This is a genomic window from Thiohalocapsa halophila (assembly GCF_016583825.1).
Taxonomy (GTDB): Bacteria; Pseudomonadota; Gammaproteobacteria; order Chromatiales; family Chromatiaceae; genus Thiohalocapsa; species Thiohalocapsa halophila.
Genome location: NZ_NRRV01000002.1, coordinates 1 through 24,443 on the forward strand (window position 1 = coordinate 1; position 24,443 = coordinate 24,443).

The 24,443-nt window shown below is 67.5% G+C and carries 25 protein-coding genes; 12 read left to right on the forward strand and 13 right to left on the reverse strand.

Annotated features, from left to right (window positions below; all coding sequences use genetic code 11):
* The coding region (locus tag CKO31_RS01160) for a DUF2934 domain-containing protein (protein WP_242475053.1) at nucleotides 1–342 on the forward strand (342 nt) is incomplete at its 5' end.
* 131 nt (nucleotides 343–473) lie between these two features.
* On the opposite strand, the gene CKO31_RS01165 is transcribed toward CKO31_RS01160, so the two are convergent.
* Nucleotides 474–1,352: an ion transporter gene (locus CKO31_RS01165; protein ID WP_200233215.1), complete on the reverse strand. Its 879-nt coding sequence runs from the start codon at nucleotides 1,350–1,352 to the stop codon at nucleotides 474–476.
* A gap of 404 nt (nucleotides 1,353–1,756) precedes the next feature.
* Here CKO31_RS01165 and CKO31_RS01170 point away from each other — a divergent pair, with 404 nt between their 5' ends.
* From CKO31_RS01170 to CKO31_RS01190, 5 genes are all read left to right on the forward strand, one after another.
* On the forward strand, nucleotides 1,757–2,329 hold the full coding sequence (locus CKO31_RS01170; protein WP_200233222.1) for a NapC/NirT family cytochrome c: 573 nt from the start codon (nucleotides 1,757–1,759) through the stop codon (nucleotides 2,327–2,329).
* Nucleotides 2,326–3,435 (forward strand): ankyrin repeat domain-containing protein, encoded by a 1,110-nt coding sequence (locus CKO31_RS01175; RefSeq protein ID WP_242475054.1) that lies wholly within the window; start codon nucleotides 2,326–2,328, stop codon nucleotides 3,433–3,435. Before CKO31_RS01170 ends, CKO31_RS01175 begins: the two co-directional genes overlap by 4 nt.
* Nucleotides 3,436–3,589: 154 nt before the next feature.
* Nucleotides 3,590–4,243 carry a c-type cytochrome gene (locus CKO31_RS01180; protein WP_200233224.1) on the forward strand — a complete coding sequence of 218 codons (654 nt, stop codon included), beginning with the start codon at nucleotides 3,590–3,592 and terminating at the stop codon, nucleotides 4,241–4,243.
* 21 nt (nucleotides 4,244–4,264) lie between these two features.
* Nucleotides 4,265–5,554 carry an NAD(P)/FAD-dependent oxidoreductase gene (locus CKO31_RS01185; protein WP_200233226.1) on the forward strand — a complete coding sequence of 430 codons (1,290 nt, stop codon included), beginning with the start codon at nucleotides 4,265–4,267 and terminating at the stop codon, nucleotides 5,552–5,554.
* 357 nt (nucleotides 5,555–5,911) lie between these two features.
* Entirely contained in the window at nucleotides 5,912–7,900 is a 1,989-nt protein-coding gene (locus CKO31_RS01190; protein WP_200233227.1) for an OmpA family protein, read from the forward strand.
* Nucleotides 7,901–7,967: 67 nt separating this feature from the next.
* On the opposite strand, the gene CKO31_RS01195 is transcribed toward CKO31_RS01190, so the two are convergent.
* A complete protein-coding gene (locus CKO31_RS01195) occupies nucleotides 7,968–8,972 on the reverse strand; it encodes an adenylate/guanylate cyclase domain-containing protein (RefSeq protein ID WP_200233229.1) in 1,005 nt (334 codons plus the stop codon).
* Between the two features lie 102 nt (nucleotides 8,973–9,074).
* Entirely contained in the window at nucleotides 9,075–10,634 is a 1,560-nt protein-coding gene (locus CKO31_RS01200; RefSeq protein WP_200233231.1) for a bifunctional aminoglycoside phosphotransferase/ATP-binding protein, read from the reverse strand.
* Nucleotides 10,635–10,726: 92 nt separating this feature from the next.
* Here CKO31_RS01200 and CKO31_RS01205 point away from each other — a divergent pair, with 92 nt between their 5' ends.
* Nucleotides 10,727–10,927, forward strand: a complete 201-nt coding sequence (locus CKO31_RS01205; RefSeq protein WP_200233233.1) for a YgaP family membrane protein — start codon at nucleotides 10,727–10,729, stop codon at nucleotides 10,925–10,927.
* Nucleotides 10,928–11,080: 153 nt separating this feature from the next.
* Here the strand turns inward: CKO31_RS01205 and CKO31_RS01210 are convergent, their stop codons facing one another.
* Both CKO31_RS01210 and pgl read right to left on the reverse strand, forming a co-directional pair.
* The gene (locus tag CKO31_RS01210) at nucleotides 11,081–11,545 is read right to left on the reverse strand and encodes a CopD family protein (RefSeq protein ID WP_200233235.1); all 465 of its coding nucleotides are present in this window, start codon (nucleotides 11,543–11,545) and stop codon (nucleotides 11,081–11,083) included.
* Between the two features lie 191 nt (nucleotides 11,546–11,736).
* Nucleotides 11,737–12,450, reverse strand: coding sequence for a 6-phosphogluconolactonase (pgl, locus tag CKO31_RS01215; RefSeq protein ID WP_306341696.1), 714 nt, complete (start codon nucleotides 12,448–12,450; stop codon nucleotides 11,737–11,739).
* A 334-nt stretch (nucleotides 12,451–12,784) separates the two neighbouring features.
* Between pgl and CKO31_RS01220 the strand changes: the two genes are divergently transcribed.
* From CKO31_RS01220 to CKO31_RS01240, 5 genes are all read left to right on the forward strand, one after another.
* Complete coding sequence (locus tag CKO31_RS01220; protein WP_200233236.1) at nucleotides 12,785–13,375, forward strand: response regulator; 591 nt, start codon at nucleotides 12,785–12,787, stop codon at nucleotides 13,373–13,375.
* 190 nt (nucleotides 13,376–13,565) lie between these two features.
* Complete coding sequence (locus CKO31_RS01225) at nucleotides 13,566–13,925, forward strand: TusE/DsrC/DsvC family sulfur relay protein (protein ID WP_200233241.1); 360 nt, start codon at nucleotides 13,566–13,568, stop codon at nucleotides 13,923–13,925.
* A 69-nt stretch (nucleotides 13,926–13,994) separates the two neighbouring features.
* A complete protein-coding gene (locus CKO31_RS01230) occupies nucleotides 13,995–15,902 on the forward strand; it encodes a hypothetical protein (protein WP_200233243.1) in 1,908 nt (635 codons plus the stop codon).
* A gap of 190 nt (nucleotides 15,903–16,092) precedes the next feature.
* Nucleotides 16,093–17,124 carry a sodium:calcium antiporter gene (locus CKO31_RS01235; protein ID WP_200233245.1) on the forward strand — a complete coding sequence of 344 codons (1,032 nt, stop codon included), beginning with the start codon at nucleotides 16,093–16,095 and terminating at the stop codon, nucleotides 17,122–17,124.
* A 28-nt stretch (nucleotides 17,125–17,152) separates the two neighbouring features.
* Entirely contained in the window at nucleotides 17,153–17,641 is a 489-nt protein-coding gene (locus CKO31_RS01240) for a hypothetical protein (RefSeq protein WP_200233247.1), read from the forward strand.
* A 106-nt stretch (nucleotides 17,642–17,747) separates the two neighbouring features.
* Here CKO31_RS01240 and ccoS read toward each other — a convergent pair whose 3' ends face one another.
* The 8 genes from ccoS to CKO31_RS01275 all read right to left on the reverse strand — a co-directional run bounded on the left by ccoS (nucleotide 17,748) and on the right by CKO31_RS01275 (nucleotide 24,442).
* Nucleotides 17,748–17,930: a cbb3-type cytochrome oxidase assembly protein CcoS gene (gene ccoS / locus CKO31_RS01245; RefSeq protein WP_200233249.1), complete on the reverse strand. Its 183-nt coding sequence runs from the start codon at nucleotides 17,928–17,930 to the stop codon at nucleotides 17,748–17,750.
* A gap of 139 nt (nucleotides 17,931–18,069) precedes the next feature.
* A complete protein-coding gene (locus tag CKO31_RS01250) occupies nucleotides 18,070–20,601 on the reverse strand; it encodes a heavy metal translocating P-type ATPase (protein ID WP_322789066.1) in 2,532 nt (843 codons plus the stop codon).
* Between the two features lie 162 nt (nucleotides 20,602–20,763).
* Nucleotides 20,764–21,321: a FixH family protein gene (locus CKO31_RS01255; protein WP_242475055.1), complete on the reverse strand. Its 558-nt coding sequence runs from the start codon at nucleotides 21,319–21,321 to the stop codon at nucleotides 20,764–20,766.
* A gap of 24 nt (nucleotides 21,322–21,345) precedes the next feature.
* Nucleotides 21,346–22,782, reverse strand: coding sequence for a cytochrome c oxidase accessory protein CcoG (gene ccoG, locus CKO31_RS01260; RefSeq protein ID WP_200233257.1), 1,437 nt, complete (start codon nucleotides 22,780–22,782; stop codon nucleotides 21,346–21,348).
* A 15-nt stretch (nucleotides 22,783–22,797) separates the two neighbouring features.
* Nucleotides 22,798–22,926, reverse strand: a complete 129-nt coding sequence (locus tag CKO31_RS27125) for a hypothetical protein (RefSeq protein ID WP_274607662.1) — start codon at nucleotides 22,924–22,926, stop codon at nucleotides 22,798–22,800.
* A 180-nt stretch (nucleotides 22,927–23,106) separates the two neighbouring features.
* Complete coding sequence (locus tag CKO31_RS01265) at nucleotides 23,107–23,247, reverse strand: hypothetical protein (RefSeq protein WP_200233258.1); 141 nt, start codon at nucleotides 23,245–23,247, stop codon at nucleotides 23,107–23,109.
* A gap of 78 nt (nucleotides 23,248–23,325) precedes the next feature.
* Nucleotides 23,326–24,249, reverse strand: coding sequence for a cytochrome-c oxidase, cbb3-type subunit III (gene ccoP / locus CKO31_RS01270; RefSeq protein ID WP_200233263.1), 924 nt, complete (start codon nucleotides 24,247–24,249; stop codon nucleotides 23,326–23,328).
* A complete protein-coding gene (locus CKO31_RS01275; RefSeq protein WP_242475056.1) occupies nucleotides 24,236–24,442 on the reverse strand; it encodes a cbb3-type cytochrome c oxidase subunit 3 in 207 nt (68 codons plus the stop codon). Before CKO31_RS01275 ends, ccoP begins: the two co-directional genes overlap by 14 nt.
* Between the last annotated feature and the right edge of the window lies 1 nt (nucleotide 24,443).

Consider the following 24,443-nt stretch of genomic DNA (forward strand, 5'->3'; position numbering starts at 1 on the left):
CAGTGCCCCGGCCAGCACCCCCCGCCAGTGCACCACTGGCATAATCCGGACTGCTGCCGTAACCATCACCGCCTGCGAGTCACCATGGGTCAGCAACCCGCCATCGACCACCCCGCGCCGCTCCTGGACCCAACCCCCGCCGAGCGCGCCGAAATGGTCGCCGTCGCCGCCTACTACCTCGCCGAGCGCCGCGGTTTCGCCCCGGGCGGCGCCGAGGCCGACTGGCTGCGCGCCGAGGCGCAGATCGAGCGCATGCTCGCCGCCGCGCGCGGCGCCGGTATCGATGCCGGCACCTTCCGCGAGCTCGGGATGCGCAATGCACTGCGCCTCTGGGCGAAGTGAGCTCGGTGGCGCGAGGCCAGCCGGGCAAGCCGGTCTGGGTCGGCCGAGCTGGGTCAGCCAAGCTGGATCAGGCGAGCTGGATCAGGCGAGCTGGGCGACCCGAATCTGGGCGCGCTCGGCGCGAGCGCCCGTCAGCCAGGCGCCTTGTCCCCGGCAGCGTCAGGACCACTCGCCGCTGATCCTGACTCGCGGCGCCGGTCCAACAGCAGATGCTCGATACGCGCGAGGCGCTGCTCCATGGCCTCGGTGTGCTCGCGGATCCAGTGGACCTCCCCGACCTCGCCGGTGCCCTGCAGCAGGTCCATGCGCTCATGCTCCTTTTGCAGCGTTTCCAGCACGATGCCGATCATCATATTCAAGAAGATAAAGGCGATCACGAAGATGAAGCTCAGGTAATAGGCCCAGCTCAGCGGATAGACCGCCATGGTCTCGTACATGACGTCCGTCCAGTCCTCGAAGGTCGCCACCCGAAACAGCGTCAGCATGGCAATGGAAATATTGCCCCACAGCGTTTCATTGATCTGATGAAAGAGAATGCTCCCCACCGCCGCATAGATGTAGAAGATGATGAACATCAGCAATGAGACATAGCCCATGCGCGGGATGGCGCTGACAAAGGCGTTCAGCAGCACCCGCAGCTCCGGGATGATGGAAACCAAGCGCAATACTCGGAAAATGCGCAGCAGCCGCCCGAGCAGCGCCATCTGGCTCTCTTCGACCGGAATCAGACTGGCGACGACGATCACGAAGTCGAAGACGTTCCAGCCTTGGGAGAAGAAGCGGCGCAAACTGCCTTCGGCGAGCATACGTACCGTGATCTCAGCCAGAAAGAACAGGGTCACGGCGACATCCAGCACACTGAATACGGCGAGCACCCGCGGCTCGAACTCATAGGTGCTGGCGCCGATTACCAGGGCCGAGACGACGATGACGATGACCACGAAGGCCTCGAAGAGCTTGTTGTCTTTGAGCGCCGCGAAGCGGCTTTGCAGGGCTTGCAGCCAAGGCATCCTGGGGAGACTCCGAACGGGCAGGGAAAACAGGCGCATCGGGGAGGCGGCGGACCTCCCTAGGGGCGCGTGCAGGCGTCGGGTGCCGCACGGACAAGGCTTCGAGCGCCAAGTCGGCCGCGGCAGGAGATGCGCTGTCGCAGCCGCCGCCAGGCCATCGCGGCGAGCACACTCGCACGATCGCTGCACACCCAGGGCCGCGTTGCGGCACACCGCCGATATGGTTGGCAACGGCCCCAGGATGTCATAGTATCCTTGCCGGCCGACAACAACGAACCCGACGACAAGGTATCACGGGTCAGCCGTGGCTCCCCCTCATCGAGCCCGGCTTCGCCACCAGCCCGGCTTTGCCACCAGCATGGCATCACCGCCAGCGTGGCATCACCGCCAGAGTGAGGAAACGCATGTCTGCTCCTGAAGGCAGTCGCGGCCACAGCAGCACCCGGGGTCGCCGAGGCAAGCTCATTGCTGTCATCTTGCTGTTCGTCAGTGGCGTGGCCTTCGCCGGTATCTTCAATGCCGGGCTCGCCTACACCAACGAAATGGAATTCTGCGTGTCCTGCCACAGCCTCGAAATCAGCTACAACGAATATAAGGAAAGTCTTCATTTCAAGAATCAGTCCGGCGTGCAGGCCACCTGCGCCGACTGCCATGTCCCGAAGCCCTTCGTCCCGAAGATGATTACCAAGGTCATTGCGGCGAAGGACGTGTATCACGAGATCGTGGGCACCATCAGCACGCCCGAAAAGTTCGAGGCCCACCGTTGGGACATGGCCACACGGGTCTGGGACAAGATGCGCCGGACCGACTCCCGCGAGTGCCGCTCCTGTCACGAATTCGGCGACATGGACCTGTCGGAGCAGGGCCGCATGGCCCGCAGCCGCCACGCCCGCGCCGAGGAGAAGGGCCAGACCTGCATCGACTGTCACACCGGCGTTGTGCACATCGAGCCCTTCGAGCCGGACGACGACGCATGAGCACCGCCTCCGACACGCCGCTGGCCGCGACCATGGCCCCGACGGTCGTGGCCGAGCGCCTGGCGGCCCAGCATGTTCCGATCCAGCACGTTCCGGTCCAGCGCCCGCGCCGTGGCCGGGTCGATGGCCTGTTCAGGGCTATTGGCACCAGGGGCGCTCTGGCCGCCTGCCTGCTGGCCGTCTCGGTCGGCCTGGCCGCGGCCGCCGACCAAGAGGCTGCTAGCGCAGCCACCGACAGCGATCTCGCCAAGGAGCTTCGCATCGCGGCGATGATCGACGACGCCGAGCGTGTCGAATCGCTCATCGCCGCCGGCGTCGACGTCGATGCAGCGAGCGAATTCGGCAAGACGGCGCTCATGTTCGCCGTGGAAGGCGGCAATCTCGACACCGCCGCCCAGCTCCTGAATCACGGGGCCGACGTCAATGCCCGCACCGCCGCCGGCTGCACGGCGCTGACCTTTGCCGCCGAGAACGGCCACATCGGCCTGTCCGCACTGCTGATCGAGCGCGGCGCGAACGTCCACGATCGCACTCGCGCCGGCTGGGACTCGCTGATGATCGCCGCGCGCTACGGCATCGCCCAAATGGTGCGGCAGCTGCTGTTCCGCGGCGCAGACCCTAAGGCCGCCGACAAAAACGGCCGCACCGCACTGATGCAGGCGGCCGAGCGCGGCCATACCGAGGTCGTCCAGCTGCTCTTGAACGCCGGTGCCGACGTCGACGCCCGCGACGCCGAGGCCGCCACTGCGCTCATCATCGCCGCCGATGCCGGACATGTGGGCACGGTGGAGACGCTCCTCGCCTATGGGGCGGACGCCAATGCCCGTGACGCGCTCGGGGCGACTGCACTCATCTGGGCCGTCAATCGCGGTCACGCCCGCATGGCGACAACGCTGCTCGCCCACGGCGCCGACCCGAACATCAAAGACCACGACGGCAACTTCGCTCTGCGCGAGGCCGTCGCAACACGACACAACGACCTCATCCGCCCGCTGCTCGAGCATCGCGCCGATCCCGCCCTCACCGATGCCGAGGGCCGGACCGCCGCAGACATCGCCCGCGAGCGCGGCAACGACGAGGCTATCACGTCGCTGGTGCAGCCCTAGCGCTGCACCGAGAAGCACTCGGTGCGCTCCCACTGCTGTACCGATACTGATGCACGGATCATGCGACCGCACGCGGTTTTGCAGTCCGGCATGGCGGAGTAAACACAGCTCCGCCCGATCCGCAAAAGCCTGATGATTCCGTTATGGAGGAAGTATGGCCAAAGCAACGATGATAACGGCCCTCGCCGGCGGCGCCCTGGCCCTCGGCCTGTCCGCCGCCGTCACCGCAGACGACGACCTCGCCACCGGCAAGATGCTGGTGGATACCTGCGCCGGCTGCCATGGCACCCATGGCAACAGTGTGGGTCCAGCCTCGCCCAGCATTGCCGGCATGGATCCCTGGGTATTCACCGACATGATGTTCGCCTTCGCCGAGGGCGACACCTACTCCACCATCATGGGGCGCATCGCCCGCGGCTACACCGAAGAAGAATGGGAGCTGATGGGCGAGTACCTGCACAGCCAACAGTTCGAGCCCGCCGATCAGGAGTTCAAGCAGGCGCTGGTGGACAAGGGCGCCGACCTGCACGACAAGTACTGCGAGAAGTGCCACATCGAGGGCGGCAAGCCGGTACCGGATGAAGAGGACTACATCATTCTCGCCGGGCAGTGGACGCCGTATCTCCAGTACGCCATGAGCGATTTCCAGAACGACCGCCGCATCCTGCCGAAGAAAATGGGCCGTAAGCTCGAGCGCATGCTCGAGGCCGAGGGTGACGAGAGTCTCGACGCGCTCTACGCCTTCTACGCGGCCTATACGGACTTCGAAAGCTCCGGTGCCGGTGACGACGACGAAGACGACGAATAAGCGAGCGGGAGGACCAGCCACATGACCATGAACAGACGTGATTTCGTCAAAGCCACCGGCGCGGTCGCGGCGGTGGGCGCACTCGGTGCACCGACCATCGCCTTGGGCGAAGGCAAGAAGGTCGTCGTCGTTGGCGGCGGCACCGGTGGTGCCACGGCCGCCAAGTACATCAAGATGGCGGACGAGGGCATCGACGTCACCATCATCGAGCCGAACGAGGAGTACTACACCTGTTACATGAGTAACGAGGTGATCGGCGGCAAGCGGCAGATGGCCACCATCAAGCACGGCTACGATGGCCTGCGCGCCCGCGGCATCAAGATCGTGCATGAGATGGCAACCGCCATCGACCCGGAAAAGAAGGTCGTCAAGACCGCGTCCGGCGAATTCCCCTATGACCGCTGCGTCGTCTCGCCGGGTATCTCGATGATCTATGACGACATCGAGGGCTACAGCCCCGAGGTCGCCGACAAGCAGATGCCCCACGCCTGGAAGGCCGGCCCGCAAACCAAGCTGCTGCGCAGCCAGCTGGAGGCCATGGACGACGGCGGGGTGGTGATCATCGCCGCGCCGCCGAACCCTTTCCGCTGCCCGCCCGGCCCGTACGAGCGCGCCAGCCAGATCGCCATGTACCTGAAGGAGAACAAGCCGAAGTCGAAGGTCCTGATCCTCGATCACAAGCAGAAGTTCTCCAAGCAGGGGCTGTTCACCCAGGGCTGGGAGCGCCTCTACGGCTTCGGCACCGAGGACAGCCTCATCGAGTGGCGGCCGGGCCCGGACGCCGGCGTCAATCGCGTCGACCCGGAGACCATGACGGTCTTCACCAACTTCGACGAGGAGACCGGCGCGGTGGTCAATGTCATCCCGCCGCAGAAGGCGGGGCAGATCGCCCTCGATACCGGCCTCGCCGACGACAGCGGCTGGTGCCCGGTGGACAAGAAGACCTTCGAGTCCACTCAGCACGCGGGCATCCACGTCATCGGCGATGCCGCCATCGCCACGGCCATGCCCAAGTCCGGCTATTCCGCCAACAGCCAGGGCAAGGTGGCCGCCGCGGCCATCGTCGCTCTGCTGAACGGGGAGGAGCCGGGTGTGCCCTCCTATGTCAATACCTGCTACAGCATCATCGGCAAGGACTACGGCATCTCCGTCGCCGCTGTTTATCGCCTGAGCGAAGACGGCAAGACCATCGCCGGCGTCGAGGGTGCGGGCGGCCTGACACCCACGGATGCACCGGACTTCGCCCTCGCCCGCGAAGTACAGTACGCCTACAGCTGGTACGACAACATCGTGCACGACATCTTCGCCTGACGGCGGGCTACCCGGCAGCGGCGCCGCGCGCCGCGTGCCGGAGCCGGTCAGCGCTCGCGGGGCCGCTCGGCCCCTTTTTTTGTGCCCGGCCACCAGCCTGGGAAGCCGCCGGTTGACTGACTTTCCCCTGCGCGCCTGCACGGCCCGTGCCGATCCGGGTCAGGCAAGGCCAATCATCGGCTGGGGCTTGCACTATTGCGACACCCGGCAATGGCCGCTCGCGCGGGCCTCCCGCGGCGCCTGATACCGCGCAATATCCAAGGAGTCCCAGCTGTCTAGGCCTTGATTGACGCGGCATAATTCGCAGCCGATCGAACACCAGAACAATGACGCCATACCATCACCCGGAGAGAGTAGATGTCCGCGCACACTGACCAAGACCCGAATCTCTGGAAGACCCTCTTTTGGCTCTTACTGGCATGCCTGATCGGCGTCTACTGGCTCTATGAGCACCACAGCGAGGTCCTACAACGGGAGCTCGCGAGCACGAAAGCGGCACTGGCCGACGCTAGCCAACGGGTCGCAACCATCGACACCGAGCTCGCCAAGCGCGAGGCCGCCACGGCGAGCGCCGAGCAGCAGATCGCCCGACTGCGCCAAGAGCATGGCGCAGAAACCGACGCGCTTAAGGCCGCGCATGCCGAGACCCTGGCGACGCTCAAATCTCAGCACGCCGACGCCGTGAACGCCTTGACCTCGAAGCATGCCGACACCGTCGCCGGCATGGAAAGCATTCACGCCGAGACGGTGAGCCAGCTCCAGAGCGACCTCGCCGAATCCAAGCAGACGGCGGCGGCCATGCAGGAAGAGCTCGCCGGTCTCCGCAAGCGGAGCAAAACCGCGGACCGCGAGCTGGAACAGAACAAGGCATCGGTGACTGCGCTCAACGAGCGTCTCGTGGAAGTCACCGAAGAGAATTACGAGCTGAGCGCAAAGCTTTCGGCGGACAACGAGACCATCGCCGGCCTCCACTACGAGCTCAACACGGCCAACCAGCTGGAAGCGGCACTGCGCGACAAGCTCGAGCGCGGTGCGGCGCGCCAGGAACGTCTGCAAACGCTGGTCGACAAGGAAGAGGCCGCTATCCTGGACCTACAGGACAAATTGGTATCGCTCACGCGCGAGCGCGAGACCCTCGCCGCCCAAGCCGACGAGGGCACCAAGGCAGCGGCCGGTGAGCCCACCGAATGGCAGGAGGAGCTCGCCGCCAGTCAAGCCGTCATCGCCGAGCTGAAGGCCGAGCTGGACGCCGCAGTGCAGGAGCGCGAGCAGGCGCAGGCCGAAATGGCATCGTCGCCGGCGGACACCGCTCAGGCCGAGCAGGCGATTGACCAGCGCTCGGAGGCGAGGGCTCGCATCCAGGCGCTGGAGACACAGACGGCACAGCTCCAAGAGCAGCTCGCGACCCGGGACGTCGCACTCCAGGAGGCCCGCGCCGCCGCCGCCGCAGCCCCGGACGCCGATGAAACCGCCGCGCTGAAGGCCGAGGTCGAGGCGCTGGAGGCCGAGCGCGCCGATCTCGCGGCAGCCCGTGAAGCAGCCCAGGCCGCCGCCACCGATGCCGAAGCGGCGCTGGAGCGCGAGCGCGCGGCCCTTGCGGAGATGCGTGACGCCCTCGACGCCGAGCATCAGGAGCGACTCGCCCAGGCCGACGCCGAGCTCGCGGACGCCAAGGCAGCGCTGGCGGACCAGCAGGCAGCGCTGGAAGAGGAGCTGGCGGCGGCCAAGGCGGCGCAAGCCGCGGCGGACGACGCCGATGACGCCCGCGTCGCCAAGCTCAGCGAGCGTGTCTCAGAGCTGGAGGCAAAGCTCACGCAAGCGCAACAAGCGAGCGCCGCGCTCGAGGCCGAGCTCGCCGCTGCGGAAGCCGCCCACGGCGAGGCACTCGCCGCGGCAAGGGCGGCCGGGCAGGCTTCCGCTGAGCGCATGCAGACCCTCTACCGCGAGGCCGCCGAGCTCGGCGGCCAGCTCACCGATGACGGCATTCTGCTCCGTCTCGCCGGCGATGAGCTGCAGTTCGCGTCCGGCACCGCGACACTGCCCGAAGCCGAGCTGCCGAGCCTAGATCGCATCGCCGAGCTCCTCAAGGCGCAGCCGGCGCTCACCATCCGGATCGAGGGACACACCGACAGCTCCGGTAGCGCCCAGATCAATCAAGCGCTCTCGCTGGCGCGGGCAGAAGCGGTGATGCAGGCGCTGATCGCACGCGGGATTCCGGCCGCGCGCATCAGCGCCGAGGGGCTCGGCGCAGCAAGACCGATCGCCGACAATGCGACCGAGCAGGGCCGGCGCGAGAACCGCCGAGTGGAGGTCTATGCCATCCGCAGCGATGCAGGCGAGGGCTGAGCCGCTGCCAGCGCCTCCACCAGTGCGCCCCCACTGAGCAAGCGGCGGCGCGCCGCCTGCCACTGACTCAGCGCCGCCAGATGCGCTCGTCCACCAGTGTCTTGAGCGCCCGGTGTGCCGGTGTGTCCAGGGAGGTAATCGCCAAGCTGGTACGGTAGCGCCCGGCCTCCGGCACCGAGCGCAGCACGCGGGCATAGACATCGCCGCAGACCGGATGGCTCGCAGTCTCGGGCAGCCGGACGGCGAGCTCGGTCAGGCGCGGGAACGGCATCGGCAGCTCCGCCGAGAGACCATGATAGCCAATGTCCCGGATGCGACCGCGCAGCGGCTCGCTACTGACGCGCTTGGCTTGCACCTGATGAAACAACGCGTCCAGGTCCACCTCGACCCTGGGCGAGCGCCGGGGCTCCACCGCCGGCACCCGCAGCAGGCAGCCGTGGTGGACCGCCCGCAGCGGATACAGGGCGAGCGGCTCGGCGAGGCCTTTCGGCTGAACCCGGTTCGCGGGGCCGACGATGACGCGGTCCGCGGCCTGGGCGCGTACCGCGGCGCTGATCAGCACCTGTCCACGGAGGCTGAAGCCCTCCATGCGGGCGGCCAGATTCACGCTCTCACCGATGACCGTAAAGGCCTGGTGATGCGCCGGTCCAAAGCTGCCGGCCATGACGGCGCCGGTGTTGACGGCGACGCCTGCGTACAGCGCCGGCTCCCCGCGGCGCCGGAGGTCGTTGTTCAGCTGGGCCATCGACTGCTGCATGGCGGCCGCGCAGGCGAGCGCCCGGCCCAGATCGTCGGCGCCGGCTTGCGGCACACCGAAGACGGCCATCACCGAGTCGCCCATGAACTTGTCCACATGGCCGCCGTAGCGGTCCACCATGGCGCACATGGCCGTTAGAAAACGGTTGAGCAGCTGCGCCATCAGCCGCGGCGGATGGCTTGCCATCAGGCTCGTGAAGCCCCGGATGTCGGCAAGCACGATGGCGACTTTCGTCTCGATGACGGGCGGCGATTCCCGAGCCGGCGCCGGCGCATTGTCCACCGCGCCCGGGGCATGCCACTGGCTTTGTTGCATGATGGCTGTGCGTCATCGTTCTAGGTCTTACCCAAAGTGTGGCACAGCACTGGCAGCTTGCAGACAAAACGCGGGTTTGAACCGACGGGCGGATAAGGCTCCTCATGTCGGTGCCGACAGCAGTGTCAGCAGCCGGTCCAGCTCCGGCGGCGCGCGCGTATCGACGAAGAGCGTGCGCGCGCGCTCTGCCGGCGTCAGCGCCTCCCGGGACTTGAGCTGATGCTCCAGCACTTGGAGATCCGCCTCGGAGGCGTCCTTGCCAACGGCATAGCGCTCGGCGACCCGGCGGCGCAGCACGGACGGCGGCGCGTCCAGCGCCAGACAGTCGAAGGCACACCCCAATTCGTCCGCCAAGGCCCGAAACGGGTGCCGTCGCTCGCCCGACAGGAAGGTCGCGTCCACCAAGACCCCATAGCCTGCCTGCACGCATTGTCGCGACAGCTCCAACAGGCGGGCATAGGTGCGCTCGCTGGCATGAGCAGCGTAGATACCCTGGTCGGGCTCCGCCTGGGTGCGAGCCATTGGGGGCAGTCCGAACAGACGCTTGCGCTCCACATCGGAGCGAATGTGGATGAGCGGCAGCCGCTCGGCGAGGGCCGCCGCCAGCGAGGTCTTGCCGCACCCGGACAGGCCGCACAGCAAGACCACCCGCGGTACCCCCGGCTGCCTGCTGCAAGCCAGCGCGCGGTGCACATAGCCCCGCAGCACATCGTCCTGAGACGCATCGGCGTGATGGTGCTGCGCCGCACCGATGGCGGTCACCTTGGCGCGCACCATGGCCCGATAGACCAGGTAGAGCCGCAGAACCGCGAGCATGCCGTAGTCGCCGCTGTGCATCAGGTAGCCGTTCAGCAGCCGCCGGGCCTGGGCCGTCTCGCCGACATGCATGAGATCCATGAGCAGGAAGGCCAGCTCGCTGGCGGTGTCGATCCAGCGCAGCGCGGGGTTGAACTCGATGCAGTCGAAGATCAGGGGCTCGCCATCGCGCACGGCGACGTTGCCCCGGTGCAGGTCGCCGTGGCACTCGCGGACATGGCCATCGCGCCGGCGCTGATCCAGCGTCTGCGCGAGCGCGTCGTACTGCCTCTGCGTCCACCGCTCCAGACGCGACAGCTGTGCCGCGAGCCGGCCATCCGGCGCGACGGCATCGCGGATCACGGAGAAATTCTCGCGCATCGGTGCCAGCACCTGATCCGGTGCACCGTACTCCCCAGCCGCAGATACCGCGGGGGCGTCGGCGTGGAATGCCGCCAAGCGCTCGGCCAGCGCGTCCGCGACGTCCGGCGTCAGGCGCCGACGCGTGAGCAACGCCGCCTGGCTGAAGCGGCGCATGTGCACGGCATAATCCAGCACCGGGCCGTCGCCGCCCAGCACCGGCGCTTGCGCTGTGCCGGTGATGGGGACAACGCCCAGGTAGAGCTCGGGCGCCAGGCGGCGGTTGAGGCGCACCTCCTCCTCGGCGAAGTGCTGGCGGCGCGCCAGGGTCGAAAAGTCCAGAAAGCCCAGATTCACGGGCTTCTTCAGCTTGTAGGCGTCGGCGCCCGCGAGCAGCACCCGGGAGATGTGCGTCTCGTGCACGGCGACATCGCCGGCCGCCGCGAGCTGCTCGCGCAGGCTTGCCACCAGCTCCGCTTGCCGACGGTCAACACAATCGCTGTCCATGGCGGAATCAGCGCCTTCGGTACTTGCGCAACACACTGTTTCTCCCCATGATTACGTCATCACAACACGAACACCGACGCATGAGGTCAAATATGTCCATCGAACGCATCGTGCTCGCCGTCGCCGGCAGCTTCGTCCTGATCTCCGCCATCCTCGCCTACACCGTGAGCGAATGGTGGCTGCTCTTCACCGGCTTCGTGGGGCTGAACCTGCTCCAGTCCGCCTTCACCGGCTTCTGTCCGCTCGCCACCATCCTGAAGAAGCTCGGCAAGGAGCCGGGCGCCGCCTTCTGAGCGAACGGTCAAGCGGCCTGCGCCGCCGAGCAAAAAAGGCCCCGCCCGGGGCCTTTTTTGTGGGCTACCCGGCCCGATTAGCCGCCCCGATTGCCCGCCGCCCGATTGGCCGCCCCTCATTGGCCGCCAGGGCAACGGCCGCGGGCAGTCGCTTCATTGTAGGTAACGCCCGGCAGAGCCCAGCATCGCCGTGACCAGACCGAGCCCGAGGTTGATCAGAATAATGCGCCGGATGGTGCCCACATGCTGCGCGGCCCCCGTCCAATCCTCAGCCGGCACGCGCTGAGCGAGGGCGCGATAGGGCACGAAGTAGAGATAGGCAAAGAGCGCGGTCATCACCAGCGCCAGCCCCATCATGACATGCACGTACCAGCGCATGTTGCCGTCGTAGACACCGAAGAAGATCCACAAGCCACTGGCCCAGAGCACGATCACGGCGATCCAGACCCAAACGAAGAAGCGATTGAACACCGCCAACAACAGCGGCAGCCGCTGCGGCGGCGCCAGCCGGGTCTGCGCCGACTGACGCAACGCGAAATGGGCGAAGAACATGCCGCCGACCCAAACGACGGTGGCGAGCTGGTGCAGGGCGATAGCGATGGCGAGCTGTGTGGTCATGGTACTGCGTTGGTCTGACATGACGAGACGGCAGACGCCGCGTTGGCGCTCCCGCCAGGGTGCAGGACGGCCGGATCGCGGCCCGAGCAACTGCCGGAGGCGCTCCCGATTGATTGGCCTTACCTGCCCAATAATCGGGCGAAGCCCGCCCGGTTGTGAAGCCGATCAGGGGACCGATCGGCGGCAGCGGATCAGCCTAGATCCGGCTCCGGCGGCATGGATGGCGTCGCGACCCGGTCCAGCAGCACCAGCGCATTGCCACCGACCGCCACTCGCGCCACAGGCAAGCCGTCTCCGGCCGCCCAGCGCGCCACGGCCGCCTGCTTGCCGGCGCCGGTGACCAGCACCAGCATCCGCCGCGAGCGACACAGCGCCGAGGGCGTCAGGGAAACCCGATCCGGCGGCGGCTTTGGGGCATCGTGCACCGGCATCACCAGTGGACCGGGGCAGATCTCGTGGCCCGGGAAAAGGCTCGCGGTGTGGCCATCTTCACCCATGCCCAAGAGCACGAGGTCGAAGGGGACCGCCCCAGCCACCACGGGCTCGTAGGCCGCGCTGGCGGCCGCCGCGCCCTGCTCCGCGGGTATCGGGTGCACCTGCTCCCTCGGAACGGGGACTTTCGCGAGCCAGACATCGTCGGCGGCGCGGCTGTTGCGCTCGGGCGAATCCGGCGGCAGACAGCGCTCATCGCCGTGGTAGAGGTGCCAATGCGCCCAGTCGGCCTGCGCCTGCGCCAGCAGTCGATAGGCCGCAAGCGGCGTCGACCCCCCGGCCAGCACCAGCCGAAAGGCACCGCGCGCAGCGATGGCATCGGCGGCGGCATCCAGAATCAACCGCGCCGTTTCGGCGGCGACGGCCTCGGTGTCCGCCAGCACCTGTGTCTCGACACCAGTGAGCTGCATCATGATCCTGCCTCCCGGCTCGGCCTGCCAGATGCCGTGGCGCCGGGCGCCCCTGCGCTCGGCCCGTCGCACGGCGTTCGCTGTCCTATGGTACGGGCTATGTGCGGTATGGCCTAGGGCAGTCAATGCTCCGGCCGCCCGGGCAGGCCGAGCGGGGAGCCGGGTCACCGCGGCTGTGCGCCGAGGCGCTGCACCCAGACGGGCCTGCCGGCAGGCTGGGCAACGGCCCAGGCTGCGCCTACACTGCGCCCCGCTGCCAGCTGGAGCAACGCCCCTCACCGGCTGCGCTACAGGCGCGCCTGCATGTCCCCACCCTTTGCACGTCCCCAACTCCCGTATGTCCCCACCCATGGTCCTGCTCATCGAGGCTTGCGACGCCAGGCGTTATGCCGTGCGCCTGGAGCTCAAGCCGCTCGGTGCCGAAGTCCGCCAGGCACACAGCGTCGAGCAGGCGCTGGCGTTCGTGGGCGAACGCCAGCCCGACCTCATCATCTGCGCTCCGTCGCTGCCCGGCATGAACGCGTTGGACTTGCTGGAGCTGCTGCGCCTGCGCTACGGCGCCGGCGCCGCACCCGTTGTCATTCATTGCCGTGACGAGACTTGGCCGCTGGCCGACGCGGCCTTGCAGCGCGGTGCACTCGCAGTGGTGGGCTCGGGCGCGCTCGCGCAGGGACTTCCGACTTGGCTGCGCGCGGGCAGTGCCCCGGCGCAATCCGCTGTCGCGGCCACCATGGGCACGCCGGCGCGGATGTCGCAGCCGCCGGATCATATGGGCGAGCGATCGCTCCCGAGCACCGCCGGCGCGAGCGCAACGGCGGCGCCAGCGCAGCGGGGCGTGCTGGTCCCGCATTGTTTCGGTCAGGTGCTCGCCGGCGTGCTCCTCGGGCTGCTGCTCGGGCTCTGGATCACGGCGATGCTGGCGCCCTGAAAAACCAATCAGGCAAGCACGCGGGAGCAGCGGTCGGTGAGCCGTCGCGGCGGCCTGACACGGTGATAGGGCGCGGCCACAGGGCACAGGGCGCTTGACGCCCGACGTGTGGTCCAGTACCACTGCCATTGGCCCACCGCGTCAGCGAGCGCAGCGCGGGACGGGCCGACAACCGACGAGGACGACTTCCATGGCAGAGACGATGCAAGACATCTTGAATCCCGGTGCCCGGACCCATGACCCCGACTTCCCGGATGCACCGGCGGATTGGACGAGCGCGAGCGCCGCGGCAACCGCCAAGGACGAGGGCATCACGCTGACGGACGACCACTGGGCCGTGATCCGCGCACTCCAGCATTTCTTTGCCGAGGACGAAGCGCCAAGCGTCCGCACCGTGCACGATGCCCTGGACGAGCGCTTCCACGGCAAAGGCGGCATCAAGTACTTGTATGAGATCTTCCCGGGCGGTCCGGTGGCTCAGGGCTCGCGCTTGGCGGGTCTGGAGCCTCCGCCCGGGTCGGTGGACTCCTCCTTTGGCAGCGTGCAGTAGCCCAAGCCAGCGAGCTCGGCTAGCGTAACGGCGGGGCACAACCGCCGGCGCTGGACCAGCAGGCACCCCTTGGACCCACAGCAAACGGATCGCCGGGCGCGGAGCATGCAGGCACCGGACGCGGTGATAGGGCTCCTGGCGAGGGTCAGGCGTTGGCTCGGCCGCGATCTGCCGCCGCGCACGCTCGAGCTACGCTTCGCGCCGACATCGCAGCGCCGACAAGGGCGCCGCCCCCCGCTGACCCCGGAGGCCGCACACGAAGCCCTCGGGCGCCACAGCACGACGCCAGAGGCATACCTGACCGAGCTGCTGAGCATCGCCGCCGGCAGCAACCATTGGCCGCTGTCGTCCAAGCGGCGCATGGCCCTGCTGGAGTCGCTGACCGGGTGGTTCTATGTGGCGGCGGCGCCGGCACTGGTGCAATTGCTCCATCAGGGCAGCGGCATCCCGGAGCCGCCGCTGCGCCGCGAGACACTGGAGCTGCAGGATCGGTGCGCAACGGCGCTGGTGGAGGGATATCGCATCGTCTTCAGCGCCGGCTATCAGGCCAGCAACTTCTCCTACTGCCGGGCCCGTGCACGCGTCTACCGCAGTGCCTGCCGACTGCTGGAGCTCATTAAGCTGCGCCAGCGCATCGCCGGCGTGCGCTACATGGAGCTGGAATCCGACGCCTGGCGCCTTGCGCACACAGTGTTCGCTGCCATGCGCACCTGCGAGCCGGCGGACAAGACGCTGGATGCCCTATCCCTGCGCAACCAGGCCCTGGATCACCGCACCCAGGCCTCGCTGCGTCAGCATTACACGGCGCTGGCAACCTACGGCATCCTTGATTACTCCGCGTGGCCGGAGCACGAGCAGCTCGCCATCGACCGCTACAGCGCCGCCGTGCCCGACGCAATCCGCGTGCTCGATTACGACCCCGAGCGCGAGATAAAGCCCTGGCATCAGTTCGCAAGCTGCTACGACCAGGGTCCACCGGCGCGCCATCCGCCCGAGGACGAGCGCCATGGCCCCACGCTGCTCCTCGACCATCACGAGCTCGCCGCCCATATCCGCGCGGACGCGCGCGGCCTGTTGGGCGCCGTCGCCAAGGGCGAGAACCTCCGCATGCCACCGCGATTGGCACGCGTCGATGCCGATCAACGCATGGCCGTGGCCTATCTGCTGCAGCGCAACCTGCGCCTTCCGGAAGACTGGCCGGACGACTGGGCGGACGCGACGGAGGAGGCAAAGGAGCATCGGGACCTGCGCATCTATGTCGGCTTCGAGGAGGTTCGCAACCACCTGCGGACGGTCTTCCGGCGCGACCATGACAGCCGCTTGAAGCGCTCACGGGAGCTCACGGACCTGTTTGCGAAGCATTCGGCGATGATTGGCGAGGATGACTCCGCGACGCGACGGACATTGTGGTATGTCCTGCGCGACAGTCAGGACGGTATGCGCATCAGGACGCAGGAGACGCGCTTCACGAACCGGATGTTCGTCGGCAACCTGCTCGCCTACGGCTTCGGCGACGAGGTGGCGAACGCGCCGCGCATCGGCAAGGTGAACCGCATCTACCGGCCTGTCGCGGGTATCGTCATGCTCGACATCGACTATCTGGCGAGCTTCGCCGCGCCCGCGCGCCTGTTCGCCTGCCGGCCAGCGCCAACGCCGGCGGCCAGCGGGGACGTCACCGCGGCGGCTGTCACCGAAGACGACCTCATGGACGAGCCCTTGACATGTTTGCTGACACACCACCCGCAGCAGGGCTGGGGCATTATCACGCCCCCGGCGGAGGGGCTTTGGCAGCAGTCCCTGGTGTGCTTGCGCATGGGCCGGCGCTACAGCCGCGCGCGCCTCGGCGACGCGCAGGACGTTACCGATGAGTTCTATCGCTTCCAGGTGTCGTCTGCCGGCTTCCCGGACAAACCGCCGCGCTATCCGCAGGTCGCGGCCCGCGCGAGCATACAGGCCGCCACCGACGCAGCCGGCTGAGACTGTCCCGGTGCAGCGGGCGGATGCACATGTCTGATTCGATCGCGAAGCCGCGGTGATACCGCCGGGCTGTCGTCGACGTTGAGCGAAGCCTGGCTTCAGGCACAATAGTGCGTCACCCAATCCGGCCGCGCAGCACCCGGCCACCCACGGCCCGCCTAAGGGGCCCCTAGAGCTTCGCGGAGTCGTTATGGAGCCCACAGCCGCCGTCGTCTGGACCCAGTACGGGCTTTGCGTCCTGGCCATCGGTATCGCCGGTGTCAAGCTCACCGACTATGGCGACTCCATCGCCGACAAGACCGGCATGGGGGGGTCTTGGGTCGGGCTGGTGCTCATCGCCACCGTCACCTCACTGCCGGAGCTGGCGACGGGAATCACGGCCGCCACTGTCGCCATGGTGCCGGACATCGCGGCCGGCGACATCTATGGCAGCTGTGTCTACAACCTGGTGCTGCTGGCGGTTTTGGACCTCTTTAGCCGGCGTGGGCCGATCCTCTCACGCGTGCAGCGCCAGCATGTGATGACCGCCGGCTTCGGCATCCTGCTGATCAGCATCTCCGGCCTTGCGCTGCTGGCATCGAAGGCGGGCCTGTCCACACTGGCCGGCCACCTGTCCTGGGGCACCCCGGCAATCCTGGTGGTCTATGCGGTGGCCATCCGCACCCTGCACGGCTATCAGGAAGAGGAGGTCGAAGAGTTCGCCGACCAGGAGCCGGACCGCTACGCGGAGCACTCGCTGAAGTGGGTGGCGCGGCGCTACGGGATCGCGGCCTCGGTGGTGGTGCTGGCGGGCATCGCACTGCCCTATGTCTCCGAGGATCTGGCGGTGGTGATGGACTGGAACCAATCCTTTACGGGCACGCTGTTCACGGCGCTCAGCACTTCGCTGCCGGAGCTGGTGGTCACCCTAGCAGCGCTGCGCCTGGGCGCCGTGGACATGGCCGCAGGCAACGTCCTCGGCAGCAACCTGTTCAATATCCTGGTGCTGGCCATCGATGACCTGGTCTACACCCAGGGCTCGTTCTTCGCCGACATCTCCGAGGGCCACCTAGTCTCCGCCTTCACGGCCGTGGCCATGACCGGCATCGTCGTCGCCGGCATCTATTACCGACCCCGAATCCGAGTCCTCGGCATCGGCAGCTGGGCGAGCTTGGCCCTCATCGGACTCTTCGTGCTGAACGCCTGGCTCTCGTTCCATATCGGCGAGCCCCCCGTCCACTGAGGCGGCGGGCTTGCGCGGTCACTCGCTCATGGAGGCCGCCTACGTGGTGCACCAAAGTAGCGCCCGGCTGCGGCTGCGGGTGCCTGCACGCCGGCACAATGGGCCTTGGCTCGAGACCGCGGCCATCGCCTTACGACAGGCGCCGGGCATCACGTCGGTGCGCAGCTGCGCCGCCACGGCCTGCCTCACACTGCATCTGGCAGCGCAGACGCGCAGCGCCGCTGCACTGGCGCAACCGGCGCTGAGGACCGCTGGTATTCGGTTGGTGGGCTCGCCTTCGCCCCGGATCGCGGCGCACCATCCCCAGTGCACCCCGCCGCCACAGCCGATTGCGGCGACCGGCCTGCGCGCCGACCGACGCACCCTTGCGCTGACGCTGTTCCTGCTGCTGCTGGCGCGCCATTTGGTGCGCAGCGGCTGGCTGGTGCCCGGGCTGGCGCTGGCCTGGTACCTGTGGGAGAGCTTGCCGATACTGCGGCGCACCATGCGGGGGAGCAGCGAGCGCACCGGATCCTGATATCGCCGCGGCATCGACGCGCCGCCACAATGGCGATCAGCTCCGCATCGGGTGCAGGCGAGTTAATCTAGAGCCGGTGTCTGAGAAACGAAGACCGAATCCGGGCTCAGTCGTCCGCGTCCGGAAAGCGCCGCGGGTCGCGCTCGTCGACATCGTCGTCCATCAGAATGCGCTGGCCGTCGCCGTCGAGGTCTTCGAACTGCCCGCTGCGGGCGGCCCAGAAGAGCACGCCCACGGCGACCAGGCCGAGCACCAGCATGCCGGGGATCAGGCCGTAGATGACTTCCATCGCTGCCTCCGCAGGGGTGTTCGGAATACCGGCTCGCCGCTTGGCTAGGGCCGGTTCTTTCTTGGGGCCGGTTCTTGCTTGGGGGACCGTTCGCTGGCCGAGCGCTTGATAGGCGGCCCGTTGTTGGGGACCGCCGGGATCAGGCGCCGCCGCGGGACCGGCGCGGCCTGTCGGCGTCGACGAAGCCGCGGATACGGGCCGAATTGCCGATCACGGCGAGCGAGCTCAAGGGCATGGAGACGGCCGCCACCAGCGGCGTGATCAGGGCCGCCATCGCCAGCGGCACCATGATCACATTGTAGGTGATGGACAGGCCGATGTTCTGGCGGATGACCCGCAGCGTGCGCCGCGCGAGGCGGCCCGCATCGCGCACCCGGTCGAGCTCACTCGCGATGAGCACGATGTCGGCGCTGGCGATGGAGACATCCGTGCCGCTGCCCACGGCGATACCGACATCGGCGCGCACCAATGCCGGGGCGTCGTTGATACCGTCGCCCACCATGGCCACGCGCTGTCCGGCGTCCCGCAGTCCGCCGATGACGGCATCCTTGTCCGCAGGCAGCACCTCGGCGATGACCTGATCCGCGCCCACCTCCGCGGCGACGGCCTCGGCGACCCGGCGGCGGTCGCCGGTGAGCAGGGTGACGCGAATCCCGTCGGCGCGCAATGCGCGGATAGTGTCGGCGGCATCCGCCCGCGGGCGATCCCGCAGGGTGAAGCGCAGGGCTGCCGCGCCGTCGATGGCGCAGAAGACAGTCCCATCGCCGGCGTCTGCGCCTGCCCCCTCGTCGGCGAGGCCGGCTGTCACGGCGATGCCGTTGCGCGCGAGCCAGTCCGCCGTGCCGATCACCAGCGCGCTGCCGTCCACCCGGGCGCTGACGCCATGGCCGGGCTCGGCGGCGAAGTCATCGACCGCCAGCGCCTTGTGGCGGACGCCGGCCGCCTCCGCGAGGTCCACCACTGCACGCGCCGCCGGATGCTCCGAGTGCCCTTCGAGCGCGGCTGCGACCGCGAGCTGCCGTCGGCGGGGCTCGCTCCAGGCCGCCGGCGTCGCCAGCGGCCACTCGCCCCCGACATCCCGCACGGCGATGACCCGCGGGCGGCCTTCGGTGATGGTGCCCGTCTTGTCGAAGACGAAGTGGCCGATGGACGACAGGGTCTCGAGCACGGCGCCGTTCTTCACCAGGATGCCGTGACGGGCTCCGGTGCCGGAGGCCACGGCGATGGCCATGGGCGTGGCGAGGCCGAAGGCACAGGGGCAGGTGATGATGAGCACCGAGGTCGCGGCCATCAGCGCCGTCTCGGCATCCTGGCGCACCCAGAAGCCGAAGGTCACGGCCGCCAGGGCCAGGGTCACGGCGACGAACCAGGGCACGATGCGGTCCGCCGTGCACTGGATGGGCGCCTTGCTGGCCTGGGCGGATTCCACCAGCTCCACGATGCGCCCGAGTGCGCTGTCGCGCAGCACCGCGGCGACCTGCACCTCCAGGCTGCCGGTGCCATTGAGGGTGCCGGCGGAGACACTGTCGCCCACCGCCCGGGCCACCGGCGTGGACTCGCCGGTGAGCATGGACTCGTCCACACGGCTGCGCCCGCGGATGACCTCGCCGTCGGCGGGGATGGTTTCGCCCGGGCGCACCAGCATGACATCGCCCGGGCGCACCGCCCAGATGGGCACGATGGACTCTTCGCCGTCCTTGCGCAGGGTCGCCACCCGCGGCTGGAGGTCCAGTAGGCGCTGCGTCGCGGACACCGCCCGGCGCTTGGAGATGGCCTCCAGATAGCGGCCCACGAGGATCACGAACAGAAAGTTGACCACCGTGTCCCAGTAGACATGGCCGCTGCCGCCGACGGTGACGTAGAGCGAATACAGATAGGTGATGGACGCGCCGATGGCGATGGGCAGGTCCATGCCGAGGCGCAGCCGGCGCAGCCCGCGCCAGGCGCCAGCGTAGAAGGGCCAGCCTGAGTAGGCCAGCGTCGGCGTCGCAATGAGCAGCCCGATCCAATGGAAGAGGCCGCGGTACTCGCCCTGGTCGGCTCCCGCGTAGAGGGCGATGGAGATCCACATCAGGTTCATCGCCGCAAAGCCGGCGAAGGCCATGCGGTAGAGCAGCCGGCGGTTCTCGCGCTGGATGCTCCCCTCTGCCGCCTGCGGGTCGAAGGGCACGGCGGCATAGCCGAGGTCCGCGAGGCGTTGCAGCAGCGCCGACAGCCGCACCCGGGTGCTGTCCCATTTGACCCGCAGCCGCCGCCCGGTGAGGTTGACCCGGGCCTCGCGCACGCCGTCGACGCCGCCGAGGCCCTGCTCGATGAGCCAGACACAGGCGGCGCAGTGGATGCCCTCCACCAGCAGATTGACCTCGCGCTCGTCGGCGGACCCGGTCACGACCTCCTGCTGGATCTCGTCGAGGTCGTAGAGCGCCAAGTCCTTGGGCGGCTCCGGCGGCGGGCCGAGGAGCTGGCCCTCCGGCGTCCGCCGGTAGAAGCCCTGGAGGCCGGCGTCGTGGATGGCGGCGCAGACGGCCCGACAGCCCTGGCAGCAGAAGTGACGCAGCCCGCCGCCCACCTCCGCGCTGATACCGGCCTCGGCGGGTAAGCCGCAGTGATAGCACGGCGCCGGGGCCGGCTCGCCCTGCGCCAATCGGGCGCTGTCCTGGAAGGCGGTCACTGCGTCGGTGGAGGTTGCTGAGCGGTTGTCTCGGGCGCGATCGGTTCGGGGCGGGATCCGGCATGGGCTGAGCCTGTGCCGCGGCGGGCGCTACTGGCCAACACTGGCGGTCACGGCTGAGTCTCCCGGTTGGGGCGGCCGGCTGGAGCAGCCGGCTGGTGACTAGGGCTGACCGACACTGATGCGCGCGGCGAAGCTGTGGGCGCCCTCGCCGTGATGCACCGACACGACTGTGTCCCAAATCCCGCCCAGCGGAAAGGTCACCTCTGCTTCGAACAGCCCGGGGCCCACCTCCGTCATCGGCAGAGAGAAGTCACGGTCCGCATCCGAGGGACGATAGGCGAAGTACTTGACCCGATCAGCGCCCACCGGCTGGCCCACCTTGTCGACGGCGGCAAAACGCACCCGGCTCGCTTGCTCGGCACGGATGTCCGCCGGCGTGTCGATCTGGATAGTCCACTGCGGCCCCTCCGCCAACCGGGTCTGGATGGTGCGCTCCACGTCTCGGCCGCGCTCATAGTAGTCGTCGCGGATCAGGCCCGGATTGGTCGTAATGGCCAGCGTCACCATGGTGATGTTGACGCCGAGCACCACCACGACTGCACCGATCCAGCCGAGCACCCAGGGGTTCTTCCAGGTCCAGCGCCGCGCGGATGGGCGCGGCTCGGCGTCGTTGTCCATAGGCGGGCCCTCGGCAGCGGTCATGGTCGGGTTCTGCATCGGCGGTCTCGATCAAGGCTCGGGTCAGGGTTTGGGTCCGAAGAAGGCGCTCTCACGGGTCGCTTCGACCTCGGTGCCGTCCGGCAGGGTGGCGGCCGCGACGAAGGTCAACGGTATGCGCTCGGCATCGAGGTGCTCCCGATCCATCTTGACGAAGACGATGCCGGGGTTGACCTCGCCGTGCTTGGCCGCGATGGGCTCCTCGGCACCGCTCAGGGTCACCGGCACCTCGGACTCAACAGACACCGATACCATGAGGTCTTCGCTGGTCTTGTTCAGCAGCTTCAGGGTGTATTTATTCTGGATGGAGCCGTCGCTCAGCTGCACGAACAGCGGCGCGCGCTCGTGCAGGACCTTCAGCTCGATAGCCGACAGCGACGAGAGCCCATAGATGATACCGGAGAGCGCCAGCACCAGAATGGCCCCATAGACCCAAACCCGTGGTCTGGCGATCATGGGCGGCGCGGACTTGCCTTCGATTTCGTCCAGGGAGGCATAGCGGATCAGTCCGCGCGGGCGTCCCACCTTGTCCATGACGGCGTTGCAGGCGTCGATGCAGAGCCCGCAGGTGATGCACCCCTCCTGCTGACCTTGGCGGATATCCACACCAGTGGGGCAGACCGCCACACACTGGTTGCAGTCGACGCAGTCGCCGGTGGTGCGCGTTGCCTCCGTCTCACCCTTTTGCATGCGCCCGCGCGGCTCGCCGCGGCGCTCGTCATAGGTGGGCACCACGGTGGTGCGGTCCAGCATCACGCCTTGGATGCGGGCATAGGGACAGAGCCAGAAGCAGACTTGCTCGCGCAGCCAGCCGGCAAGCACATAGGTGCCCACGGTGAACAAGGCCACCGACGCGTAAACGGCGGCGTTGGCGTTACCGACGAAGAAGTCCTGCCAGAGCTTCCCCGCACCATAGAACCAGGCGACGAAGCTGAAGCCGGTCACGAAGCCGATCAGCACCCAGGCGAGGTGCTTGAGCGCCTTGACGCGGAGCTTGCGGCCGGTCAAAGGTGCCGACTCCAGCTTGCGGCGTTGGGCCGGATTGCCTTCCAGCTTCTCTTCGATCAGTGTGAAAACATCCGTCCACACGGTCTGGAAGCAGAAGTAGCCGCAGTAGACCCGTCCGGCCAGCGCCGTAGCCACTGCCAGCAGGATGGCGAAGAACAACAGCAACAACGACAGCATCCAGAAGTCCTGCGGGAGCACGGTCACGCCGAACAGGTGATACTGGCGATTCGGGATGTCGAACAGCACCGCCTGCCGTCCGTCCCAGCGCAAATAAGGGCCAAGGAAGAAGATCAGCCAAACCGAGGCCGCCAGCCATTTGATGGTGCGCCAGCGCCCGGGGACGCGCTTGGCATGGATGGTCTCGTTCCCGGTATTGACGTGCCATTGCTCGGCCTCGGCATAGATCTCGTCCATGCCCGCCGTCTGTGCGCCACCGGAAGTACTCTCAGACATCGGGTCCACCGTCGTTCAGTTGCGGGCCGCGACCACACGGCCGTCGGCGTTGGTGGGCTTGCGCTGCGCGATGACGCGAACGATAGCCGTCACGGACCCGCAATAACATTCGCCAAAAAAAAAGGGGATCTGCGCGATCCCCATTGCTCCGCCTCTCATCCCCCGCTTGCCTTAGTCCAGGGGAATGCCGCAACTATTCGGCATCCCCCTGCGGGCCTTGCTGCACCGCCATTCGCAAGCGCTTACCAATGGAGGAGCCTGGAAACCGCGTTTTTTGGATCCCTCGGGTTTCTGGCCAGGCTGGCCGCTCAATCGCTATCTCCGTTAAGACTGCTCTCCACCGCCTTTGTGTCGCTCGGCGTCCTCGTTCATCAGCTTCACCACCTTGAAAGCCAGGTAAATAAAGATGACAACGGCGATGATGACGCTGATGATCGAGCCCCAAAAAACCGCGTCGAAGTGCATGCTATCCTCCTCGACTCCCCGATTTGAGCCCCGGCCGGGGCCGCCGACGACGTCGCGCAGCGGCCCGTCGGGCGGTGCCTATTGTCCGCCACCGAGCTGGTGGACGTATACCGACAGCATCTTGATCTGCTGCGGCGTAAGCTTGCCTTCCAACTGCCCGACGTCGGAGAAGGCGGGCATGACCGCATCCCGCGTCTGCTCGACCCCGGGCTGGTTCACGCCATACTTGATGGTGTGCTTGGCGCTCTCGTAGCCACCGGGCCGGAAGCGCCAGATGCTGTCCGTGAGGTTCGCCGCGCCGACTGTCACGATCTCACCGTTGGGGAGCTCAGCGAGCACGCCATCACCCTTGGGGCCATGGCAAGCCTGACAGCCCTTCTCGTTGTATAGCGCCCAGCCGGCCTCACTGCCCTCGCCGCCCTCGGATAGCTCGACGACGAATTTGGAGAGCTGGTCGATCTCCGCGTCGCTGAGGATGCTGGCGTGCGCCGTCATCGCGCCCTTGCGACCGTTGGTGATGCTCTCGCTGATCTTGCCCAGCGAGCCGCCATAGAGCCAGTCATCGTCGGCCAGCACCGGATAGCCCGGATTGCCCTGACCGCCGCTGCCATGACAGCCGGCGCAGTAGTCGCCGAAGAGCACCTTCGACGACGCCAGGGTGTATTGCAGCAGCCCCGGATCATCGACGACCTGCGCCGGCGTCATGTCGGCGATCTGCTCGTCGTATTTCGCCCGTACCGCCTCGACCTGTGCCACGCCCTGCTTGTACTCCTTGATGGAGCTCCAGCCGAGGATGCCGGGGGTGAAGTCCTCGCCCTCCTCGGCCTGCCCCGGCAGCGCCGGCCACATGGGATAGAGGATTGCGTACAGTACCCACCAGGCGACCGAGGCCCAGAACGCAATCATCCACCAGCGCGGTGGCGGGTTCTTCAGCTCCCGCAGGTTGTCATCCCAGAAGTGCCCGGTGTTTTGCTCACCGGGAAAAGGGTTATTTTCCGCCATCGTTGTCTCCGAGATCTTCGAGGTCTTCGTCGAAGGGGATGTGCTTTCTGGATTCCAGCTTGTCGCGATGCTTCGGCCGGAACACCTGGAAATAGGCGACCACCATCAGGACGAAGATGACGACAGTGAGGATCAGACCGACCCAATCGGTCGGCGTCATCGCGCCCCAGTCAGTCTTGAAATAGTCCGACATC

Excerpts from the sequence above, each read along its gene's own strand:
- CKO31_RS01165 (WP_200233215.1), bottom strand. The coding sequence starts at position 1,352 with ATGCCTTGGCTGCAAGCCCTGCAAAGCCGCTTCGCGGCGCTCAAAGAC.
- CKO31_RS01170 (WP_200233222.1), top strand. The coding sequence starts at position 1,757 with ATGTCTGCTCCTGAAGGCAGTCGCGGCCACAGCAGCACCCGGGGTCGC.
- CKO31_RS01175 (WP_242475054.1), top strand. The coding sequence starts at position 2,326 with ATGAGCACCGCCTCCGACACGCCGCTGGCCGCGACCATGGCCCCGACG.
- CKO31_RS01180 (WP_200233224.1), top strand. The coding sequence starts at position 3,590 with ATGGCCAAAGCAACGATGATAACGGCCCTCGCCGGCGGCGCCCTGGCC.
- CKO31_RS01185 (WP_200233226.1), top strand. The coding sequence starts at position 4,265 with ATGACCATGAACAGACGTGATTTCGTCAAAGCCACCGGCGCGGTCGCG.
- CKO31_RS01190 (WP_200233227.1), top strand. The coding sequence starts at position 5,912 with ATGTCCGCGCACACTGACCAAGACCCGAATCTCTGGAAGACCCTCTTT.
- CKO31_RS01195 (WP_200233229.1), bottom strand. The coding sequence starts at position 8,972 with ATGCAACAAAGCCAGTGGCATGCCCCGGGCGCGGTGGACAATGCGCCG.
- CKO31_RS01200 (WP_200233231.1), bottom strand. The coding sequence starts at position 10,634 with ATGGACAGCGATTGTGTTGACCGTCGGCAAGCGGAGCTGGTGGCAAGC.
- CKO31_RS01205 (WP_200233233.1), top strand. The coding sequence starts at position 10,727 with ATGTCCATCGAACGCATCGTGCTCGCCGTCGCCGGCAGCTTCGTCCTG.
- CKO31_RS01210 (WP_200233235.1), bottom strand. The coding sequence starts at position 11,545 with ATGACCACACAGCTCGCCATCGCTATCGCCCTGCACCAGCTCGCCACC.
- pgl (WP_306341696.1), bottom strand. The coding sequence starts at position 12,450 with ATGATGCAGCTCACTGGTGTCGAGACACAGGTGCTGGCGGACACCGAG.
- CKO31_RS01220 (WP_200233236.1), top strand. The coding sequence starts at position 12,785 with ATGTCCCCACCCATGGTCCTGCTCATCGAGGCTTGCGACGCCAGGCGT.
- CKO31_RS01225 (WP_200233241.1), top strand. The coding sequence starts at position 13,566 with ATGGCAGAGACGATGCAAGACATCTTGAATCCCGGTGCCCGGACCCAT.
- CKO31_RS01235 (WP_200233245.1), top strand. The coding sequence starts at position 16,093 with ATGGAGCCCACAGCCGCCGTCGTCTGGACCCAGTACGGGCTTTGCGTC.
- CKO31_RS01240 (WP_200233247.1), top strand. The coding sequence starts at position 17,153 with ATGGAGGCCGCCTACGTGGTGCACCAAAGTAGCGCCCGGCTGCGGCTG.
- ccoS (WP_200233249.1), bottom strand. The coding sequence starts at position 17,930 with ATGGAAGTCATCTACGGCCTGATCCCCGGCATGCTGGTGCTCGGCCTG.
- CKO31_RS01255 (WP_242475055.1), bottom strand. The coding sequence starts at position 21,321 with ATGCAGAACCCGACCATGACCGCTGCCGAGGGCCCGCCTATGGACAAC.
- ccoG (WP_200233257.1), bottom strand. The coding sequence starts at position 22,782 with ATGTCTGAGAGTACTTCCGGTGGCGCACAGACGGCGGGCATGGACGAG.
- CKO31_RS27125 (WP_274607662.1), bottom strand. The coding sequence starts at position 22,926 with ATGGGGATCGCGCAGATCCCCTTTTTTTTTGGCGAATGTTATTGCGGG.
- CKO31_RS01265 (WP_200233258.1), bottom strand. The coding sequence starts at position 23,247 with ATGCACTTCGACGCGGTTTTTTGGGGCTCGATCATCAGCGTCATCATC.
- ccoP (WP_200233263.1), bottom strand. The coding sequence starts at position 24,249 with ATGGCGGAAAATAACCCTTTTCCCGGTGAGCAAAACACCGGGCACTTC.
- CKO31_RS01275 (WP_242475056.1), bottom strand. The coding sequence starts at position 24,442 with ATGTCGGACTATTTCAAGACTGACTGGGGCGCGATGACGCCGACCGAT.